The organism is Mesorhizobium sp. P171375, assembly GCF_057786075.1.
The window spans coordinates 2658880-2677979 of sequence record NZ_JBYNWF010000001.1 but is presented as its reverse complement, the minus strand read 5'-3'; the positions used below and the strand labels follow the sequence as shown (position 1 = coordinate 2677979).

Below are 19100 nucleotides of genomic sequence, written 5' to 3'. Positions count from 1 at the left end.
GGCAGCGGGCAATCGGTCGGGAGTAGCTGGAACGGGCCAGCGCATGTCAACGAGCGGCGAAGGGGTTTTCAGATTCCCAACGCAAACGGGGATCTCGTCGAGCGGCAGTTGAAATCACGCGGAGCTGGTGTCGGCTCGCGTTAACACAAAGCTCAATGTTCGTTCGACTTGGAGGATCAGATGAACGATCGGATGTTTCAGAACGCCGTCTTCGTCAAAAGCGGTAACGACCTTGTTCAGGAAATTGCGTGTCTCGAGGACGCTCTGGAATTTCTCTATGAATGGCCGAAGGACAGGCGCGGCCCCATTCACCAGATTGCATTGCGCGCCTGCCAGCGGGCTTTCGACAGCGACTATCCGCTGTCCGCAGCCAGAGACGCGTTCAGCGGTTTTGCCAAAGCAGCCAGAATCCGTGAGGAAGTGTCCGTGACAATGCCGTGGATGACAGGCAAGGGTCGCCAAGGCGGAGGAGTGACGGCCTGATAGGAGGTCATGATGCTATCGGAACCTTTCGAAAAGCCAGTCCGGGTGTGGGTAGGATTAGGCTTTCCGCGCCAACTCAACACGGTCGCAGACGCTTATCAATTCGCAGCGGAATGGTGTGGCAACAGCCCGGAGCAGAAAGCTGCTATTCGCGCTTGCAAAGCCGCGCTGATTGGCGATGTCGACCCGGAGACTGCACGAGGCGTCTTCATAGCGTTCGCTCGCAAGAAGGACATTCTCATGGAGGACGGCATTGAGCCCGCGCCTTCCAGGAGGTTGAGGACGCACCACGTCTAAAAATCGAGGCGGCTGCCATGACCGCGGCCGCCTTCCCAGCTAGGGCAGGAATCAGTGATCCAGAAGATGAAAGCTGCAACGAAGACGATCGCCGACAGGAAGGTGGAGTACATCGGTCGTATCTGGTGTGGATGCGTCGCCAGTCTTTGAGGCGTGCGAATATGTTCTCAATCCTGCAGCCTTCGAGTGAACCCCGCACTCCGGCCGGCGGTCTTTTTTGCGATCTGATCATGCCGGGCGACTTTCCTTACGGTCAAAGCGAACGGTTAGCCCATGCCGGATGGCGTATTTCGCAATCATATTATCAAGGGCCTCAGCCCCGATCGGCGGCGAAATAATCTGCCGGATCGCCTTGGAGGCAAACTCCGTAGACACGAAGTCATGGTTCTTTTTCCGTGCTTCGACGTACTGCTCCACGAGCATTTTCAGTCGCCGTTCCGCAATATCCCCTGCGAGCATTAAACAGGCTCCTTTTTTCGAAGGTACGCAGTCAGTTAGCGATTTCCGAGCGTGTTGCCTTCCTGCTCCAATGTCTCGCGGCTGTTGCCATGCTTCTTGATAAGTTCCGGCAATTGATCGGTTGAAAGACCCAACTTCCTGGCGAGATAGCCAACTTCACACTCCGCATCGCCATACTCCGCATCGCCGCTAACGCGAGCGCAGTCCTGATAGCCAAGCTTTTTTATCGGTCATGTCAAGGCTCCTCCGTTGACAGGTGAGTGACGACCCCAACGTCGCTCGCCGCACTTTGTTTCAAACCGGCATCGGGTTCCGGGAACTATTTCAGCGCAAGCTAATTGAATCGTGGATTTACGAGTCAGTTCATGCGTTTGAAGTTCGTGGAGCCTTCGTTGCCGACCCTTGTCGAGGATCCTCCCGAAGGCAACGAATAAATTCACGAGGTCAAGTTCGACGATCGCTCCCAGATCATTATCGATCAAACCTCCGCATTTTCACGCGCAATGGTCATGGATGGCGAAATATCGCGAATTGGCCGGCGCGGCGAAACGGCTCGGTGTCGAGAACGCCATCATCGACGTAAAATTGTGCTTAATGAAGCGGCCTTTCGACTACCAGGCGTTGGGGAAGGCAATCACCCGCCGCCAGCACGACCTCTATTCGTCGTCTTCGATTTGCTCCACCTCTCCGGCCACGAAATCAAGAGCTACATGAGGAATACGGCCTCCTCGGCGCAGAGCGAGCCGGGCAAGCCAGCCTTTGCTCTGATGGCCGATCGGAAGACCGGCAGTATGTCGGCTCCGCCTTTATCAATTCGCGCGGTGCAATCCGAGACCGCCTGTGGAAGCGCGTTCAGGAGCGCGCTAGGCCCGCGCCAAAGGCATCAGCCTGGAAGAGATCGGCGAAGAAGTCGGCAGCGTGTTCGACGTCTTCTTCGATGCGATGCAGGATCGCGAGGGTGATGACCGTGCCGAAATTGAAAAGGTTCTGGATCGCTACACACATTCTGGCAACGCCGGACATCGTTGCTCTGGTGCTGCCGTTGTCCTTTGCGGCTCTCTCAGCTCATTGACGTGAGAGCGGCCCGACTGCCGAACACCAAGGGAAGGGCAAAGCAGCCGGCCAAGGCATGGAAAGAGTTCCGCCCCTTCCCCAGCCCCACGGATAGCAGCGCGCCGGTAGAGTGCGAGCGCAAGGCGGCACCCGTGAGTCCAGACGGGACATTAGTGTTCATGCCGCTATGAAAGAAAAACCCGCCGACCAAAGTCGGCGGGCCATCTTCCCTCATACTACGCTTAGGGTTTCAAGATTGGCCCCCGCCAACAACCCGGCGCCCCAGCCAACAACCCGGCGCCCCAGCGCTGTCGAAGGTTATATTAGCTTGCCAAAAACTTCGCTGTAGCGAGCTGGCAACAGTGGCCAGAATTCGCTGATTGCGCCGTTTTGCGACCGCTTAATCGCTTCCTCCCGGGGACATGATGCGCGACAGCGAGGTTATCCAGCAACTGGAAAACGCCCCATTCTGAACGCCGGCATTGATATTGCACTGGAAGCTTTTGCCGGCTGATCCCCCGTCCTGATCGCGTACTATGATCAGGTGTAGGCTCGCCGGGCTTGAGGTCGTGGGGGTTCTTCGCTCGGCGAGTTTTAAGCTTTTTCCTTCTTCCCTGGAACATCGGTTCGAACGCGTCGTTGCTTTTCCAGGTTTCACTGGATGACGGATGCGTCCCATGTTCCTCCTTAGATCGATGCACGAACTTGCAGCGGCGCGCGGGGATGGCTTGCACCCATCTTTATTGAAGATGGCGGCCCAGCCTGAGGCTTGGGCTGATATTGAAAGCGCGCTACAATCCGCGTCGGCGGACCGGCAAATCGGCTTCCCAGACAACAATGCTCCTCTCAGGCGTTTAATGCGTTTCGAGGAGGGCTTTGATTGAGCGGCCGCGGTACCAACTTCCTCCCCAAGTGGATTTCGGCCAACGTCCCCGAGACCATCGGCGCGGATATCATTTCGGTAAGCGAATTGGCCGACAGGCTTTTTGCTGAAGCGAAAGCGATCGGCATAAGCAGTTCGAGATCGAGGAAGAAACCGGAAGCGTCTATGAAACTATCCTCGACGCGATTGAGCATCACAACGCCGCCTTGGCTGATTAAAGCCATGCCATGCAATCCATGACCAGCGTCTGGGTCGCATACTGTTTCGTCGGCATCGTGGTAGCGCTGGTGGTGATATGGTCGATGAGATTGTAGTGGCCGATGCTTGCACGGCGAAGAAGATTTGCGCAATGCCTCGCTGCAGGACTTTCGCGAGGAGACGTAACGGTTTTGTACGTTTTCGTACCATCTTTTTTTATTGAATTCCCGATTTCGGCGGCCTTATAAAAATGGACGTTTCCCATTGCTCTTGGAGGAGAATTGCAATGGACAGCGTACACCTGAATGACAACGTCCGACCTTGCGTTGAAGTGGTCGAAGCCTGCGGCGAATGGTTCGTCCGCGTGGTCGAGGAACACCAAGAACTTACCCGATCATTCGAGCTTGAATCGTTCGCACTAGCCTTTGCGGAAGGCCAGCGGATTCGCCTGAGGCTAGATAAGATCACCCGGCTATAGCGCTGGCGTGTTGCGCTACGATACACCCCAAAGAAGTCAGATTGGATCCTGAAGACTTCATTTGGGGGTCAAACATCAATTCATTGGAGTTGGTGGCGATGTTGAACAACGATAGAGACGACCATCTTTGGGCTCTTGACCTTGACGCTCTGCGCAAGGCTTTCCGTAAGTTCGCTCAGGAACACGACATCGCGGCTTCCGAGTGGAGCGAACAAGCCCAGCGGTTTCTAGAAAAACAAAGAGACCGGACGCGCGAAGCGACCGCTATCCCAACAGTAGGGAATAGCCGACCGGTGCGGGCCGGGGCTGTCATTGGGGGTGCAGGCCGCACCGGTCAATGCGGGTTGATTAAATCTCCATATTAGAAATTGCGCAACTAACCTTTTCGGCGCTACCCAGCCTTAGGACGCTGCGCCCCTGCCCGTTCGGGTGGATGAACGGCGCCCTTTTGCCGGTGATGGTCTCAATAGACTTCAACAACGGTCCGTGGACCTCACGAAGCGCTTGGTAGTGCTGGCTGTGGTACGCCAGGAGGGGACCGACGATGCTCTTGTGCAGCGCTGTCCTGCGAAAGCTGCTTGGAAGGTTTGGTTCTGGCCATTGGCGATCTCCGTGGAAGGGGTTCGCCGCAACGAGGACAATATTCCTATATCTCGGGCCGGCTGGCAAGCGCCTACCTCGGGAGCAATAGGACCATGGCGCCTAGGACGGCCATCAGGAGGCAGGCGGCGATGCCTACCAAACGCGCTGCCGGTAGCGCCAAACCGCGCTGGCGAGCATTAGGTTGGCGATCGCGGCGATGTAGATCGGAACCATCAAGCGGACCTAGGGTGCGATAGCGCGGAACACGGCCATCGCACTGCTCGTCCGTCGGAATTTCGAAGGTTCGACACCGTCTCTAAAAATACTCAATCAATCCAAGACGGCCAAGATTGCCAAGGACCGCATCCTTATCCGCGACAGGACCGTGCGGGAGGAAATGCCACGCATGCAGTCCGTCAGTTGTTAGCTGTCAGCAATCTGCGGCACCTGTGGAGTGGCTGGCGTGTTTGCCAGCATTAGAAAAATTGGCGCGCGGGCAGAAAGTTCCCCGCCGCCCACCTCGCGCATGGGAAGGCAGGGTGAGGCAACTCCGGCCGATGGAGTCCCGATTTCAATCGCCCGGATAATCACTCGCACGCCGGAACAAAGCCGACCGATGCTTGTTAGCTCGACAGCACATCCGTGCCCAAAGAAGGATACCCATTATGAAAACTCGTCTTATTCTGGCTTCACTGGCTACGGCCACAGCCCTGACCTTCGCCCTCCCGGCTTTCGCCGCCGACAGCGCGCAGGACTTCGTCGACAAGGCCGCCGTCGGCGGATTGTTCGAAGTGGATTCCAGCAAGATCTTCGAAGGCAAGGCCCAGGACCAGAGCGTCAAGGACTTCGCCCACAAGATGATCGAAGATCATGGCGCCGCCAACGCCAAGCTCGAGTCTATCGCCGGCGAGCAGAAGCAGACGGTGCCCAAGGAGCTGGATGCCAAGCACAAGGCCGATCTCGACTCCCTGCAGAATGCCAAGGACGACAAGCCGTATGTCCAGATGCAGCGCGATGCGCATTCCGAAGCGGTCACCCTGTTCGAAAGCTATGCTAAGGACGGCGATAATGCGCAGTTGAAGACCTTTGCCTCGGAGACCCTGCCGACGCTCAAGATGCATCAGGAAATGATCGAGAAGATCGTTTCCGCAACGGACAATGCTTCGTCGACCACCAGCTCGACCACCCCGGCCGTGACCACCACCGACACCGCCAATCCGGCGGCGCCGGTCCCCGGCGCCAATAGCTTCACCGAGGACCAGGCCAAGAGCCGCATTCAGGATGCCGGCTTCTCCGACGTATCCGCACTGACGAAAGACGACAAGGGCATCTGGCGCGGCCAGGCGACCAAGGGTGGCAAGACCACCAACGTGGCGCTCGACTACCAGGGCAACGTCGTTGCCGACGCCAATTGACCCACTGAAACCAGATCGAGGAGATCAGGACAATGAGAACCGTAAGTGGACTTTTCGACAATTACGATGACGCTTCCGACGCCGTTGGTGAACTGGAAGCGAGCGGCGTGCCGCATGCCGACATCAGCATCGTCGCCAACAATTCTAACGATTGGTACGAGGGCGGCGAAACCTCCAACGCCGCCGAGGATGCAGCCAGCGGCGCTGGTCTCGGGGCCGTCATTGGCGGCGCCGGCGGGCTGCTGACCGGGCTTGGCATCATGGCCATTCCGGGCGTCGGTCCGGTCGTGGCGGCAGGTTGGCTGGCCGCCACCGCGGTCGGCGCCGTGGGCGGCGCGGTCGTTGGTGGTGCTGCCGGCGGCATTGTTGGGGCGCTCACCGATTCCGGCGTCCCGGAGAGGGATGCGCATGTCTATGCCGAGGGCGTTCGCCGTGGCGGCACTTTGGTGACGGCCAGGGTCAGCGACGAACTCGCCGGTGAGGCCGAGCGTATTCTCGGCCAGGCCAACTCGGTCGATCTGGAAGACCGTCGACGCGCCTACGAAGCAGATGGCTGGACCGCCTTCGATCCCGATGCCGAGCCCTATGGTGATATCGAGAACGAGCGCGACAGAGTGCGCAATGCCAGCCCGATCAGATGATCGTTCCCCGCCGCCGAAAAAGGCGGCGGGCATTCGATACTTATTAGTCAATTGAATGGCCTTACATGATCAAGACAGCGCGGGTCGCGACCATCGCGGACGTCTCCCGCGCTGTACGCGATTGGCTCATCGCAAACGCCGTTCTACTGTGCCTACGCGGTCGATAATAGAGTTGGGTTAGGAGTTGCGCGGGGCCTAACCCCGCATTGGCCGGCGCTGCCCACCATTAACCCCACCCACGGCGCCGGCCATGCCCCGCTTGGCCGCGCTCGCGTTGCACTCCGATGATGACCATCTGTTTTTCCTCGAAGCATTTGATTTTTGCGCCAGGCGATCGTTTTCCAACTTTGATAAGCACTGCCCTTGAGCTTCGAGACCATGCCCTCGAGCCCGCTTGGTCGACCAGGTGGCAAACAGCGTCACCAGTGCCGGAGCATGGCTCCGCTGAATTGGATGTTCCCGCCGGTCGAAATCATTTTCTGAAGGATCTCGCGGCGGTCTTCCAGAGGCATCCGGCGCAGATCATGGCCGGAGAAATAGAAGGTCGAACGATACCAGGTAGAATTTTGGCGATGGCCCGCGAAGGCCTATTATGGCTTGCAGTGCGTGGAAGTCTGAAAGGCCTCATTGATCATTATGGTTTCACCTTCGAGGATGACGTTTTTCGGCGTCGATCGCCGCGGCCTCTGCAGGCGATAGCCGAGACGTTGGTGCGTATCGTGACGCCGGATATGAAACTCTCAAGCAGCTGATGAAATTTGTCCAGAGCGTCCACCCAAAAGCCTCGCCGGAGAATGGACTGCACCGCTAGTTGGATTGATTATTTACCTTTACGTGACCGGTCATCCGAACTTTCGGCTTCCGCATTATGCGTTGTTCGGCCAGGCAACACACGCGGTTTGACGCTCATCACACCATCGTTTTCGCGACCCTGGCCGCGCCGGATATATTGCCCCTTGGCATCCTCTTCGACGTCCTTGCGCCGCGCGTCCTTCGCCTTCGCCATGATTGTCACCATCGTGTGCTTCCAGATCCAACAATTCTTTCCTTCAGGAAGGAATGTTCAAGCCAAAATGTTGCCTATAGCTTTACGCTCGTTTCTCGTGCCCACAACCGCAGTTTGCGGCACGCCTCGATATACTTTCCGATGGCCTTGCGATCGGTCAGAGGAACGAGACCTTCGTCGGCCGCGGGGTCGACGCCCGCCTTTGTCAGGAGAGGAACCGTCCCAGGCGTAAAACTGATGAATTTGCAGTGCGCATAAGCGTCTGCCACAAAATCGCGGGCCGCAGCCTCGCGTGCCAGAAGTTCCGCAGCTTCTTCTGTGAGCAGGAGGGCTACCGCGTCAAATAGGACCGACGGGCCGCCGTCAATCATGTGCTTGGCAATGATCTTCGTACCATCGTCGGCTTGCACCCCGCCAACTTTCAGCGCAATCACCTCCATTGTCGCTCCCTCATCTTCGATGGCGGTTTGAAGGGCTTTAAATAGAGCGGCCTCGGTTCCATTACCGACGAGCACGCCGACCTTGCGGCCCTCGAAACGTTCAGGCCCGTTCTCGAGAATGCTCAAGGCAGGAGAGGTAGCCAAATCCTTTCGCGGTGGTACGGCTGCGTCTGCGGGCTTCGGTAAATCGACAATGCCGAGCTTGTCAGCAACCGTCTCGGCCAGCCCTTCGTCGACGTTGAGGAGATGAGCGATCATTCGCTCGCGAATGACAGGTGTTTCAACCTTGCTCAACTCAAACGTCAATGCCATGGCGATATGGCGCTGCTCGGTTTCCGTCTGGCTCTTGAAAAACTGGCTTGCCTGACTGTAATGGTCAGCGAAGCTCTCCGGGCGCAGCCTTACTTTCTGATCATTCTCTCCTTCAGCGAACGAGCGAAAGCCGCGTTGCAGAGACTCCCTTGGTCCTGCCCCAAATGAATTCGGCTGGTAGTTGGCGCGTCCCGCTGGATTGTGCATCGCCATGTGCCCATCCTGCTGGAAATGGTGGAACGGGCACTTTGGCGCATTAATCGGCAGATGGGAAAAATTGGGGCTGCCAAGACGCTTCAACTGGGTGTCAAGATAGGAGAAATTCCTTCCCTGCAGCAGCGGATCGTTGCTGAAGTCGATGCCAGGGGGCACGTTTTGCGTCATGAACGCCACCTGTTCGGTCTCAGCGAAGAAGTTGTCGGGCATACGGTCGAGGACCAGCCGGCCCACCGGGATCGGGGGTAGCAGCTCTTCCGGAATTAGCTTGGTGGGATCGAGCACATCGAAATCGAAACCATCGGCGAATTCCTGGTCGAAAAGCTGTAGGCATAGCTCCCATTCCGGGAAAGCGCCCGACTGGATTGCGTTCCATAGATCCCGGCGATGAAAGTCGGGATCGGCGCCATTGATTTTGACGGCCTCGTTCCAGACTACCGACTGCATGCCTAGTTTCGGCTTCCAGATGAACTTGACGAATGTAGATTCGTCAGCGGCGTTAAGCATTCGGAAGGTGTGCACCCCGAACCCCTGCATGAAACGGAATGAACGCGGGATCGCGCGGTCCGACATTACCCACATGATCATGTGCATGGATTCTGGCGTCAGGCTGATGAAATCCCAGAACGTGTCGTGCGCAGATTGAGCTTGGGGAAAATCGCGATCGGGCTCAGGTTTCACGGAGTGGACGACGTCGGGAAATTTGATGGCATCCTGGATGAAGAAAACCGGGATATTGTTGCCCACAATGTCCCAGTTGCCTTCCTGGGTATAGAGCTTGACCGCGAACCCACGCACGTCGCGCGCCAGATCGAACGAGCCCTTGCTGCCTGCAACGGTCGAGAAACGAACAAAGGCTGGTGTCTTCTCACCTGCACGTTGGAAGATGTCGGCGCGGGTATACTTGGCCAGCGATTCATACGTCTCGAAAAAGCCATGAGCGCCGTAACCGCGTGCATGGACGACGCGCTCAGGAATGCGCTCGTGGTCGAAGTGGAAAATCTTTTCGCGAAAGTGGAAGTCTTCAATCAGGGTCGGCCCTCGCGGCCCGATCTTAAGGCTGTTCTGGTCATCAGCGACCGGGCCGCCCTGGGCGGTGGTCAGAATGTCGGTTTTGCCATCCGACACCTGATGCAGCTCTCCACCCTCCCCCCGTACAAGGGTCTGGTCGTGTATCCTAGCGACGCTGGGATCGGTTGCTACCTTGCGCGCCATGCGGCTCTCCTTTCGGGCTTGTTTTGGAATAAGATGATCAGCAACCTGCGGGGCAGCTACTTGTTCCCGCGCCCGATGAAAACCGGCTGTCTTCTTTGATAGAAGTTCACACCGGATTGAGCGCGGTAATGTCGCAACGACACAGAAATTGGCCGACCGCCCCGACGGGCGGCACGCTCCGAATAAGGAGGATTGTGGCCGCTCCGCGTCAAGCAATGCGCTGGCTAAATGAAGGTTGCTAAAGGCGGCCCGCGCCACCCCGCGCGGGCCCGATCAGCTTGCGGCCGGTCGGCAGCGGGAACCCAAACGCTGCAATTACTCAACCTCGCGGTTTGGGCCAAGTTCCTCGCACAAATGAAAAACCTGGTCGCCGTCTTCCTACCCCCGCCGAGGCGGCTCTTGGCGGCCTTGCTGTGGTCCGCAGCAAGCGTTCCGCAAACTCTGCCCGATAACGCTCAAGTGCCTGTTGTCGCACTGGCTCGCGCTCAAGAGGGTACTCTTCCGGCATAGTCATGCCATCGATCTTCGGGAGCATCTCTTCAAGGACCGCTTTATGGAATGCACTAGTAGGATTTCCCCTCGGCAGCTTCCGCCGCCGCGCGGCTGTGCGCCGCCGCTATACGGCTCCCGCGACGGCGCCGGAGGAATAGCGCGCGATAGAGGTCCGCTATCGTTGATCCGGTTCGCCTCGGCTCCTTCCTGTCGATCTCAACGGCGCTCGGCCAGGTGGAGTTTGCTTTCTGACGTCCGGTTGGAACTCAGGCCCCGCCTTTTCGTTCAAACCCTGTCCAACAGGAGAAACGGCCACAGGAGAAACAGCCATGCCACGTGGAGAAAAATCGAAATACACCGACAAGCAGGAACGCAAAGCCGATCATATCGCCGAAGGCTATGAGAAGCGCGGGGTTTCCGAAAAGGAAGCCGAACGCCGGGCATGGGCGACCGTCAACAAGGACGATGGCGGCGGCAAGAAGGAAGGCGGCTCCGGTCGCGGCAAACATACCGGCCATCCCGCGGCGCACAAGGGCGGCAAAAGCGGCGGAAAGGCTTCGGCCTCGCGCTCTGCAGCCAGCCGGTCTGAATCGGCCAAGAAAGCTGCGGCAACCCGTAAGCGAAACGCCGAACACCATGCCCACTGAGGGGCCAAACTGATGTTCGGAGGACAGGCATGAAATCCCGGCTCGTCAACGAGGTCGGCGGTCAACGCACATTTGTCATCGTGCTCGACCCCGGCGAAGAGGCGTTTGCCACACTGATCGGTTTCGCAACCGAGCAAGGCGTCGACGGTGCTTCCTTGACTGCCATCGGCGCATTCGAAAGAGCCACCGTTGGCTGGTTCGACCTCGATGCGAAAACCTACCGCAAAATCCCGGTTCACGAACAGTGCGAGGTGCTGAGCGCGATCGGCGATGTTGCGCTGGGGGATGATGGCAAACCAAGCCTTCACGTCCACGCGGTGCTCGGCCTGAGCGACGGCACCACCCGAGGCGGGCATTTGCTCGAAGCGATCGTTCGCCCGACGCTCGAAATCACATTGGTGGAAGCTCCCGGTCACTTGCGCCGCCGCAAACGCCCCGAAATCGGCGCCGCCTTGATCGACCTGGGCGTCTGATCGTCCAGATCAGATCGGTCGGATTTTCAAGTCCAGTTCAAGAGAACCACCTCCATCTCGACCGTCTCGACCTGCTGGGCAAATCGCTGGTGATATACGGTCAGCAGCGCGTCATGCGTCGCGTCGGAAGAACTGCACAGCGCGTCCGTGACGAGGACCACGCGATAACCGAAATCGATTGCTCCGAGCACCGTGGCCAGAACGCATAAGTCGGTTTCGCCGCCAGTGATGACCAGCGTATCGATGTCGCGCTCCGCCAGAAAAGCCCTGAGCCGGCCCTCAAACCAGGGCGAGTAGATGTGTTTGTCGATGACTGCCGCCGGCGGGCAGTAAGCGGCCAATGCCGGCAACAGGTCGACCATTTCGTCGCCGATACTTTCGATCGTCATCGTGGCCCAATGCTCATAATAGCGCTTCCATGTGCCGACACCCTGCCCCGGCTTCTGGGCAGGCAGGAAGCGCGTGAAGACCGTCTGTTGCGCCTTCCTTTCGACCAGGCTTTCGATGCGAGGGAGCACGCGAGTGATCCATGGAGTGGCCCACTGCGACGGCTCGGCAAACAGCCGCTGCATGTCAACACAGACATGCATGCAGCGGTCGCCCAGAGGCCCGTATGCCAAACCCCGCATCGACATCAGGAAGTCCGTACCCGGTCGGAATTTTTCACGAGCTTTTCCTCGCCGTCGAAGGCATGGATCAGAACGTCCCGTGCCGGCACTCGTTCCTTGTCGCTTCAGGAACCGACACCAGCCATCGACGTTTCCGCCTCATGGATCCGATGCCATCCGCTGATAGAGCGCATCGGTAAAGCGAAGGACGATCCGAGGAAATCGTTGAGGCAAGGAACAAGGCCACGGCAGTGACTTGGAGATGAACTCACAAGAAGTTCCTATGTCTGCAATTTATCAGCATTTCGACAAGCGGCCGGGACAGCGACGATGAGCATTTTCTATCGAGCGGCCAAGATTGCGGAAGAGGTTCACGCAGCGCAGCGCGACAAGACCGGGCGGCCCTATATCGAGCATTGCCGTCGTGTCGTCGATGCTGTCGAGACGATGGATCAGAAGGTCGTAGCCTATCTGCATGATGTCCTGGAAAAAGGCGAAGGCTGGTCACGAGCCAAGCTGGAAGCGACCGGGTTTGGACCGTCGATTGCTTCCGCGGTCGATGCCATGTCGCGCAGAGACGGCGAGGACTATTTCACGTTCGTGCGGCGGGCTGCATCGAATCCGCTGGCGCTGCCGGTAAAACGCGCTGACCTCGAAGACAACATCTGGCAGTCACGGCAAATTGGAGCCTCGACAGCCAGATACGAAGAAGCCTTGCGCATTCTCGATGAGGAATTCTCCGGGCGCTAGCAAATGCCTGCCAGAAGTCCAACGATACTATTCCGTTACATGTGGCGTGTGCCGTTTGTCCTCCAACGGGTCAATATCGATGCGCGCCTTTTCCGGATCGAAAGCGCCATGGCGCCGCGCGCCGTCGCCATGAACCATTGATACCAACATGCTTTCGCCTGCTCAGGCGCTGGCGTTGCCGGCTTGCCAGCCAATCGATAGCGCAGCACCGCAATTGGCGATCGGAAAAAATCAGCGGACTATCGTTGAGCGAACATCAGATGAATTTGGCGTCTGCTCAAGCGCGGGCATCTGTCTGCCTTATGAATGGAGCTGCATTTCCGGATTGCCGGCCGTTCCTGCGTCGAAAGCGACCGGCACGCCGTGAGCAATGCATGTTTCCGCCAGCAATTCCTCCAACTCGTGGTCGGTGGCTTTGCATTTCGGGATCAACGTACGAATGGCGCGGATCGCCTGCTCGATGGACAGAAACCGGGCCTTGCCTCTGGAACGAACATAGGCTTCAGCCGCCCTCTCGACCGTGAGAGCGTGAAACGCGTGGGTCATCGAGATTCCTCCCTGAACCTGATGCGAGAATTTAGACGGGGATTCCTGCAGCCTTCAAGGCTTCGTATGATTCCGAACATTCGGCGGTGAACAGCACCGAGGGGGAATTCCATTGGTCTTCCGGGACAGTCAGGCTGATCCCAGAGCCTCCGGGATCACCTCATCGAATGGCATCGCCAGGACGACTCTCCCGCTCTCGTCGGTGACCTCGAAACTGCAGTCGAACCAGCTGCGGATTGTGTCCATGCGGGTGCGGAAGATCAGGTCGCTAGCTGTGGCGAGCGCGTGACCGCGCACGGCCTCCTCGTTTGGAAGTTCATCGCCTTCATAGTCGGGTATCAGCCGACCGCGGTAGCGCATGTTCATGAAGTAGCGCAAGGCCACCCTCATCCGCCCCGCTTGATCGGGAACTGGAACACGTTGGAGTATTCTTTCTCGGCAAAGCCATAGGACTGTCCAGCGAGCTGTTCCAGCTTCTCGCGATCCCTCAGCGTGATGTGACCACGCGTGGCCCTGATCGCACCGACGCCCTCCAGCATCTGCACCGCAAGGGTCACACCGGGGCGACGCGTGCCCAGCATAACCCCCATGAATTCGTGCGTGATGGGCATGTCGTCCCGCTCCAATCGGTCATGCGTCATCAGCAGCCAGCGCGCCAGTCGCTCCTCGATGGAATAGCCGGCGTTGGCATAGGCCGTCTGGCTGACCTGCACGATGAAGGTGTGCACGAAGCGCAGAAGCAGCGCGCGCAGCGTGGGACTGTGGTCCATCGCAGCTTGTAGCTCGCCGGCTCCAATGCGGAATGCTTCGCCCGTAGCCTGTATCAGGCAGGTATGCGGCGACCGGTCCACGCCGAGCACGATAGGGACGCCCACCAGACCCTCCGATCCGACCATGCCGACCTCGAATCGTCCTTCCGCCGTATCGGCAACGATCGAGGCAATCCCGGATTCGGGGAAGGTCACATGCGCGATCTTTTGATCAGCTTTGAACAGATGATGGCGCACCTCCAACGACACCGCCTCCAGATACGGCTGCACCAGCGCAAAGTCATCAAGCGACAGAGACGCCAGCAGACGGTTGCGAACGATCGATTGCTGAAGCTGAGCCATGCTCCTAAGCCTCCGTTTAGGGGCAAGAGCACATGCATCTCTCAGCCACTTGCGCCCGAACAGTCAGCAAGCGATCGACCTTTATCCCCCCAAGCCCAGTCCCAGGCAACGGCGAATGTGACTTCGTTGGGTCGAATAGGGAATTGGGTACGAATTCGTACGCACCTTCGCATCGGAGCCAGTCAGCTTCCTGGAGTGCACAATTGGTCCTCGCTTTTGCGCGAAGCGCGTATGCTAAAGAAGTCCTAAAGGCGCACAGCCTTATCGAGATGCAGGTGAATGCGCTGGCTTTCCGTAAAGACCAAGGCATACCATTCTCGGGCAAAATGAGCGGGTAAGTTCCTGGTCTTCCTCAACCGCGCGGACAAACCATTCGCCGCAGCTTCGATCAATTCAATGCAGGGTGTGACCTTGCCGGTCGGCGCCATCCATTGGTACGGAATCGGACGAAACGGCGATGGGGGGAACGCGAATGCAAATCGGATGTTTTTTGACTTGTGTTGTTAACTGGGAGGTTAGCATGCAAATCCGAGTTAGGCTTGCGAAACGGGAAAGCTCATCTTGCACAATTTTTCATCGATCGCTATTGGCCGAAGACGTTAGGCCGGGGAAAGCGGAGGCTTGTGTCGTTTTGTCGATTGATACAAGCGGGATTTACCCCGACCGCTCCGCCTATAAATACGAGCTTGAGTTCACAGCCGAAGAACTCCGAACGCTTATCGACGTTGCAACCGGTCACGTGCCTTCTACAGGCATTGAAATCGGCAGCAGCCGTTCCGTCACGCATACCGAGAGCGGCGAAACTGCGTCTCCAATCTTACGATGACTTCTGCTCACTTGGCACCTCCCGAGGTTGGACGCCTTACCGGTCAATCGGTGTTGTTGCACCAGTCATGACCGTGGCGCGTGAAAATGCGCACGTCGATCGGATGCCGTCGCCCTTCGCCGGCAATAGCGGCGAGCTTCGGGTTGACACGTGGTCCACGCGGACGGACTAGGAGACACCGTGTTGCGTCTTCTTCGGTAAAAGGTCGGGAGGTTCCTTTGCAAGCTGGCCACTCGCAGTCGCACCTCTAGCCTGCAGTGACGAAGACTAACAGCCAAGCGCGCTAGCAGGAAGCGTTAGCGTGCGGTGAGGGCCGAGTTGCCCTTCGCATGGATACGAAGCGCAGCTGCTTGCAATCTCGTCCGCACTGTTGGGCCCCTGACGCGCGTTGACGGAACCAATGGAAAACCAAGCCGTTTTCGAGTTGCAACATTGTTGAAGAGGGCACCTTGCGTAGCGATGACGCGTCTCCAATTTCGTCCGGGGTCCAAGGGCTCGATTTTGTCCTTCGAGGAGGATACGCGAAATATCGATCTCATCTGATCGAGGGCAGACCAGGTTCCGGTAAAACCACTTTGGGGCTGCAGTTTCTAGTAGCCGGCGCGGCTGGGGGCGAAAAGTGCCTTTATATCACCCTGTCTGAGAGCAAGCGGGAACTGCTATCCGTTGCGGCGAGACATGGTATCGCGTTGGACGGGATCCATATCCTCGAGCTTGTTCCTCCCGAACTTAGCCTAGATCCAGCCCAGTTGCAGACGCTCGTGCATTCCTCTGATCTGGAGCTGGGTGAGACGGTTCAGTCCGCTCTAGCCGAAATGGAACGTTTGAAACCCGAGCGGGTGGTGTTCGACTCCCTATCGGAAATACGCTTGCTGTCGCAGGGGTCGCTGCGTTACCGCCGGCAAGTTCTAGCACTGAAGAGCTTTTTTCTGCTGAACAACGCAACTGTCCTGCTGCTTGATGACCTTACTGCCGAACATGACGACCTCAACCTGCATTCGATAAGCCACGGCGTGATCAGAATGGAGCAATTGGCTCCGACTTATGGGGGCGAGCGGCGCCGTTTGCGTGTCATAAAAATGCGCGGCGTTCAAATTCGCGGCGGTTTTCATGACTTCGTCATTAGGCCCGGTGGTGTGACGGTTTTTCCCCGCCTGGTTGCCGGCGATCATGAACCGGGTGAGCCTAGCGGCGGGCCTGCGCTGAGTGGAAGTGCTGTCGACATTCTCTTGGGTGGCGGGTTGTCGCGCGGCACCAGTACGTTGCTGATCGGGCCCTCCGGGGTTGGGAAGTCGACAATGGCGTCGACCTTTTGCCGGGCTGCACTCCTGCGTGGCGAAAGTGTGCTGGTTCTGCTGTTCGACGAGACGAAACGGATTTTTCTGACTCGTGCTGCCGGTTTGGGGCTCGAGTTGCAACCCTTCTTGGATGAGGGCCTCCTGATTGTTGAAAAGGTCGAGCCTGCAGAACTTTCGCCCGGCGAGCTGTCCTCGCGGATACAGGCGGCCGTAGACAAATCCAACGCTCGAATGGTTGTCGTCGACAGCCTGACCGGATATCTGAACACCCTGTCCGAAGAACAGCACCTCGTGCTTCAGATGCATGAAATACTGACCTATCTGAACCAGAAAGGTGTGGTTACCATTCTTCTACTGGCCAATCATGGTCTTATCGGACAGATGTCGGTCCCGGTCGACATGACATACCTCTGCGACTGCGTCATGTTGCTGCGGTTCTTCGAAAGCGGCGGTCGTCTGCGAAGAGCAATTTCCGTGGTGAAGCGGAGGGTAGGCCCCCACGAAGACACGATTCGAGAATTCCAAATTGCTTCGTCAGGGCTGGTCGTGGGTGAACCACTGGACGGGTTTCAGGGCATCCTCACGGGCATCCCCTCGTACGTGGGTAAGCAAACCGACCTTCTTGACGATAACTCTCAGTGATGCAGCCCCCCTCGGAAGTTCTCATTCTGGCGCCGACCGGGCGTGATGCGAAGGTTGCCGCATCGATCTTGATCTCTGGCGGGATCGTGCCTGTTATCTGCTCTACGTTAACTGAGGCGATTGCCAAATTCGAGCGTGCGCAGTGTCTTATCGTTGCGGAAGAGGCGTTGCTAGCCTCTGATAGGTCTGACTTCGCGGCATGGCTTGAGAGACAGCCGGCATGGTCTGATTTCCCGATAGTGCTCCTCACCAGGCGTGGCTCGGAATTCGACAGCCGTCTTGCATTCCTTGACCGTCATACTGTTGTCTTGGAGCGACCGTTTCTGGCGTCCAGTCTCACCAACTCTGTGCGCTCAGCTTTGCGCGCTCGCGCGCGTCAACTTGAAGTGAAGACCCTGATCGAGCAAATGAAAGACGTTGCCGAGCGCCAAAGACTGTTGATCCGCGAACTCCATCATAGGGTAAAGAACACGCTCGCCAACGTGCGTGCGATGATGAATGCGACCGTCAGATCAAGCGAAAGTGTTGAGGACTTCGTTCGGGATTTTTCAGCCCGGATCGTGTCCTTGGCCGATACTCATAGCATTTTGACGGATGATTACTGGCAAACTGCCCCATTGCATAAGTTGCTCGAAGCCGAACTTCGCCACTATGACACGAAGGATGCCACACGGATCCGGTTGGATGGCCCTGATGTGGCTCTCGTTGCAGATCTTGCCATTCCGGTCGGTATGGCGTTTCACGAGCTGGCCTCGAACTCGTCGAAATATGGGGCCCTGTCCGTCCCCCAAGGAAGACTCGAGATCCACTGGTCGATTTCTTCCGAAGGTGATTCGGCCATTGTTCATCTCGATTGGCTTGAGCACGGCGGCCCAAGTGTGCAGCCGCCGAAGCGCCGCGGTTTCGGAACGACCTTGTTGGAAAAGGTCGTCGCCGTGCAGTGCAACGCCAATCTCAAAATCGAATATCCTTCCGAAGGCTTTCATTTTGCCATGGACTTGCCCCTGCGCAACACACGTTTGGTGCCGGCGTATTCGTAGGCATTTAAGATCGTGTCGTCCAAGATATCGCGCGCTTGCCGAGGGTTGATTACCTCTATGCCCAGTGAGACTATGGGTGTGGGGTGCCGACCGGGATTGCGCTGTGATGTAATGTGCGATCGCTTTGCGATCGCTGTCAGGCAGCATGGCACTGTTTGTGACGACGTCAACCATGGATGACCCCACCCGACGCAAAGGCGATAGCCACCGCCCGACCTATTCCGGAATCCCCTCCCGTCACCAGCGCCTTGCGGCCCGTAAGCCTGGCGGAGCCGCGATGGCTCTCCTCACCGTGGTCTGGTACCGGATCCATCATTCCGGCAAGGCCAGGCGCGATCTGCGGCTGCTCTGGAAGGGAGGAGGTGGGTACTGCTTACGGGGATCTCGAAGTAAGTCACGGTCTTTCACGATGATGCCTCCATAGCCTTGCTTGCCGTTGCCGCAACGCCGGGAATAACGCTTTGTTCCGTAAGCGCTGTAGGGTTGGTTAGCGAGCAAACATAAGCACCCAGATTGGGACTCATGCGGCCGCGCACAAAAACCGAAAGGATTGCCGGCCGCCTTAGCCGGGCATGGCCAAGGCCTTTACGGCGTCCTAGGTGGAGCCCGGTTGCCGCGCGTTTGGCACGTACCATCACCGCACCCAATCTGTACCCGACCAATGCACGCCAAGGAGAGCTCGATGGGATTTTTTACAAGGAGATCAAGTCGATGGAGGATCTGAGCAGCCAGCGTGCGAGCCGTTCCTCGAGCGAGTAACCAGCATTGGCATAAGCAGTCTGACTGACTTGCACGATGAAGGTATGCACGAAGCGCAGGAAGAGCGCGCGCATTGTCGGGCTGCGCTCCATGGCGAAATCGGCGCGAAATAAAAGGTCCCGCACCCTCTATCGTGACCCTCTCAAGGTGTGGCTGCAACAGTGCAAAATCGTCCGCCGACAGGGATGCAAGCCGACTATTGGGAACTGCCGATTGTTGAAGCTGGGGC

Annotated in this window: 25 protein-coding genes; 13 read left to right on the top strand and 12 right to left on the bottom strand. The window is 57.8% G+C overall.

Annotation, left to right across the window (positions count from 1 at the left end; translation table 11 throughout):
• Positions 1–180: 180 nt before the first annotated feature.
• Positions 181–483 carry a DUF982 domain-containing protein gene (locus ACYHH6_RS12815; protein ID WP_352590689.1) on the top strand — a complete coding sequence of 101 codons (303 nt, stop codon included), beginning with the start codon at positions 181–183 and terminating at the stop codon, positions 481–483.
• 9 nt (positions 484–492) lie between these two features.
• Positions 493–780 carry a DUF982 domain-containing protein gene (locus ACYHH6_RS12810; protein ID WP_352590686.1) on the top strand — a complete coding sequence of 96 codons (288 nt, stop codon included), beginning with the start codon at positions 493–495 and terminating at the stop codon, positions 778–780.
• A 228-nt stretch (positions 781–1008) separates the two neighbouring features.
• Here the strand turns inward: ACYHH6_RS12810 and ACYHH6_RS12805 are convergent, their stop codons facing one another.
• Complete coding sequence (locus ACYHH6_RS12805) at positions 1009–1239, bottom strand: hypothetical protein (protein WP_352590683.1); 231 nt, start codon at positions 1237–1239, stop codon at positions 1009–1011.
• Between the two features lie 35 nt (positions 1240–1274).
• Positions 1275–1466, bottom strand: coding sequence for a DUF3606 domain-containing protein (locus tag ACYHH6_RS12800; RefSeq protein ID WP_352590725.1), 192 nt, complete (start codon positions 1464–1466; stop codon positions 1275–1277).
• 286 nt (positions 1467–1752) lie between these two features.
• Here ACYHH6_RS12800 and ACYHH6_RS12795 point away from each other — a divergent pair, with 286 nt between their 5' ends.
• Complete coding sequence (locus ACYHH6_RS12795) at positions 1753–1953, top strand: hypothetical protein (protein ID WP_352590680.1); 201 nt, start codon at positions 1753–1755, stop codon at positions 1951–1953.
• A 138-nt stretch (positions 1954–2091) separates the two neighbouring features.
• On the opposite strand, the gene ACYHH6_RS12790 is transcribed toward ACYHH6_RS12795, so the two are convergent.
• A complete protein-coding gene (locus tag ACYHH6_RS12790) occupies positions 2092–2262 on the bottom strand; it encodes a hypothetical protein (RefSeq protein ID WP_352590677.1) in 171 nt (56 codons plus the stop codon).
• Positions 2263–3138: 876 nt separating this feature from the next.
• Complete coding sequence (locus ACYHH6_RS12785) at positions 3139–3399, bottom strand: hypothetical protein (protein ID WP_352590674.1); 261 nt, start codon at positions 3397–3399, stop codon at positions 3139–3141.
• A gap of 260 nt (positions 3400–3659) precedes the next feature.
• On the opposite strand from ACYHH6_RS12785, the gene ACYHH6_RS12780 reads away from it, so the two are divergent.
• The 5 genes from ACYHH6_RS12780 to ACYHH6_RS12760 all read left to right on the top strand — a co-directional run bounded on the left by ACYHH6_RS12780 (position 3660) and on the right by ACYHH6_RS12760 (position 7241).
• On the top strand, positions 3660–3851 hold the full coding sequence (locus ACYHH6_RS12780; RefSeq protein ID WP_352590671.1) for a hypothetical protein: 192 nt from the start codon (positions 3660–3662) through the stop codon (positions 3849–3851).
• A 41-nt stretch (positions 3852–3892) separates the two neighbouring features.
• Complete coding sequence (locus ACYHH6_RS12775; RefSeq protein WP_352590668.1) at positions 3893–4216, top strand: hypothetical protein; 324 nt, start codon at positions 3893–3895, stop codon at positions 4214–4216.
• 882 nt (positions 4217–5098) lie between these two features.
• Positions 5099–5848: a DUF4142 domain-containing protein gene (locus ACYHH6_RS12770; RefSeq protein ID WP_352590665.1), complete on the top strand. Its 750-nt coding sequence runs from the start codon at positions 5099–5101 to the stop codon at positions 5846–5848.
• 32 nt (positions 5849–5880) lie between these two features.
• Positions 5881–6489 carry a hypothetical protein gene (locus ACYHH6_RS12765; protein WP_352590662.1) on the top strand — a complete coding sequence of 203 codons (609 nt, stop codon included), beginning with the start codon at positions 5881–5883 and terminating at the stop codon, positions 6487–6489.
• Between the two features lie 284 nt (positions 6490–6773).
• Positions 6774–7241, top strand: coding sequence for a hypothetical protein (locus ACYHH6_RS12760; RefSeq protein WP_352590659.1), 468 nt, complete (start codon positions 6774–6776; stop codon positions 7239–7241).
• 68 nt (positions 7242–7309) lie between these two features.
• Here the strand turns inward: ACYHH6_RS12760 and ACYHH6_RS12755 are convergent, their stop codons facing one another.
• Both ACYHH6_RS12755 and katE read right to left on the bottom strand, forming a co-directional pair.
• Positions 7310–7495: a hypothetical protein gene (locus ACYHH6_RS12755; RefSeq protein ID WP_352590657.1), complete on the bottom strand. Its 186-nt coding sequence runs from the start codon at positions 7493–7495 to the stop codon at positions 7310–7312.
• Positions 7496–7569: 74 nt separating this feature from the next.
• Positions 7570–9678, bottom strand: coding sequence for a catalase (gene katE, locus ACYHH6_RS12750; protein WP_352590654.1), 2109 nt, complete (start codon positions 9676–9678; stop codon positions 7570–7572).
• A gap of 821 nt (positions 9679–10499) precedes the next feature.
• Here katE and ACYHH6_RS12745 point away from each other — a divergent pair.
• Together ACYHH6_RS12745 and ACYHH6_RS12740 are read left to right on the top strand one after the other, a co-directional pair.
• The gene (locus ACYHH6_RS12745; protein ID WP_352590651.1) at positions 10500–10817 is read left to right on the top strand and encodes a plasmid stabilization protein; all 318 of its coding nucleotides are present in this window, start codon (positions 10500–10502) and stop codon (positions 10815–10817) included.
• Positions 10818–10846: 29 nt separating this feature from the next.
• Positions 10847–11290, top strand: coding sequence for a PPC domain-containing DNA-binding protein (locus ACYHH6_RS12740; protein ID WP_352590648.1), 444 nt, complete (start codon positions 10847–10849; stop codon positions 11288–11290).
• A gap of 26 nt (positions 11291–11316) precedes the next feature.
• Here ACYHH6_RS12740 and ACYHH6_RS12735 read toward each other — a convergent pair whose 3' ends face one another.
• On the bottom strand, positions 11317–11925 hold the full coding sequence (locus ACYHH6_RS12735; RefSeq protein WP_352590645.1) for a cysteine hydrolase family protein: 609 nt from the start codon (positions 11923–11925) through the stop codon (positions 11317–11319).
• 303 nt (positions 11926–12228) lie between these two features.
• Between ACYHH6_RS12735 and ACYHH6_RS12730 the strand changes: the two genes are divergently transcribed.
• A complete protein-coding gene (locus tag ACYHH6_RS12730) occupies positions 12229–12648 on the top strand; it encodes an HD domain-containing protein (protein ID WP_352590642.1) in 420 nt (139 codons plus the stop codon).
• A 27-nt stretch (positions 12649–12675) separates the two neighbouring features.
• Here ACYHH6_RS12730 and ACYHH6_RS12725 read toward each other — a convergent pair whose 3' ends face one another.
• The 4 genes from ACYHH6_RS12725 to ACYHH6_RS12710 all read right to left on the bottom strand — a co-directional run bounded on the left by ACYHH6_RS12725 (position 12676) and on the right by ACYHH6_RS12710 (position 14306).
• On the bottom strand, positions 12676–12798 hold the full coding sequence (locus tag ACYHH6_RS12725; RefSeq protein WP_352590640.1) for a hypothetical protein: 123 nt from the start codon (positions 12796–12798) through the stop codon (positions 12676–12678).
• 150 nt (positions 12799–12948) lie between these two features.
• Entirely contained in the window at positions 12949–13194 is a 246-nt protein-coding gene (locus ACYHH6_RS12720; protein WP_352590637.1) for a hypothetical protein, read from the bottom strand.
• Between the two features lie 129 nt (positions 13195–13323).
• Positions 13324–13584 carry a DUF6894 family protein gene (locus ACYHH6_RS12715; RefSeq protein WP_352590634.1) on the bottom strand — a complete coding sequence of 87 codons (261 nt, stop codon included), beginning with the start codon at positions 13582–13584 and terminating at the stop codon, positions 13324–13326.
• Complete coding sequence (locus ACYHH6_RS12710) at positions 13581–14306, bottom strand: Crp/Fnr family transcriptional regulator (protein WP_352590631.1); 726 nt, start codon at positions 14304–14306, stop codon at positions 13581–13583. Before ACYHH6_RS12710 ends, ACYHH6_RS12715 begins: the two co-directional genes overlap by 4 nt.
• A 1275-nt stretch (positions 14307–15581) precedes the next feature.
• Between ACYHH6_RS12710 and ACYHH6_RS12705 the strand changes: the two genes are divergently transcribed.
• Both ACYHH6_RS12705 and ACYHH6_RS12700 read left to right on the top strand, forming a co-directional pair.
• On the top strand, positions 15582–17072 hold the full coding sequence (locus ACYHH6_RS12705; RefSeq protein WP_352590628.1) for an ATPase domain-containing protein: 1491 nt from the start codon (positions 15582–15584) through the stop codon (positions 17070–17072).
• Entirely contained in the window at positions 17072–18112 is a 1041-nt protein-coding gene (locus ACYHH6_RS12700) for a sensor histidine kinase (RefSeq protein ID WP_352590722.1), read from the top strand. Before ACYHH6_RS12705 ends, ACYHH6_RS12700 begins: the two co-directional genes overlap by 1 nt.
• 692 nt (positions 18113–18804) lie before the next feature.
• On the opposite strand, the gene ACYHH6_RS12695 is transcribed toward ACYHH6_RS12700, so the two are convergent.
• Positions 18805–18945 carry a hypothetical protein gene (locus ACYHH6_RS12695; RefSeq protein WP_352590626.1) on the bottom strand — a complete coding sequence of 47 codons (141 nt, stop codon included), beginning with the start codon at positions 18943–18945 and terminating at the stop codon, positions 18805–18807.
• Between the last annotated feature and the right edge of the window lie 155 nt (positions 18946–19100).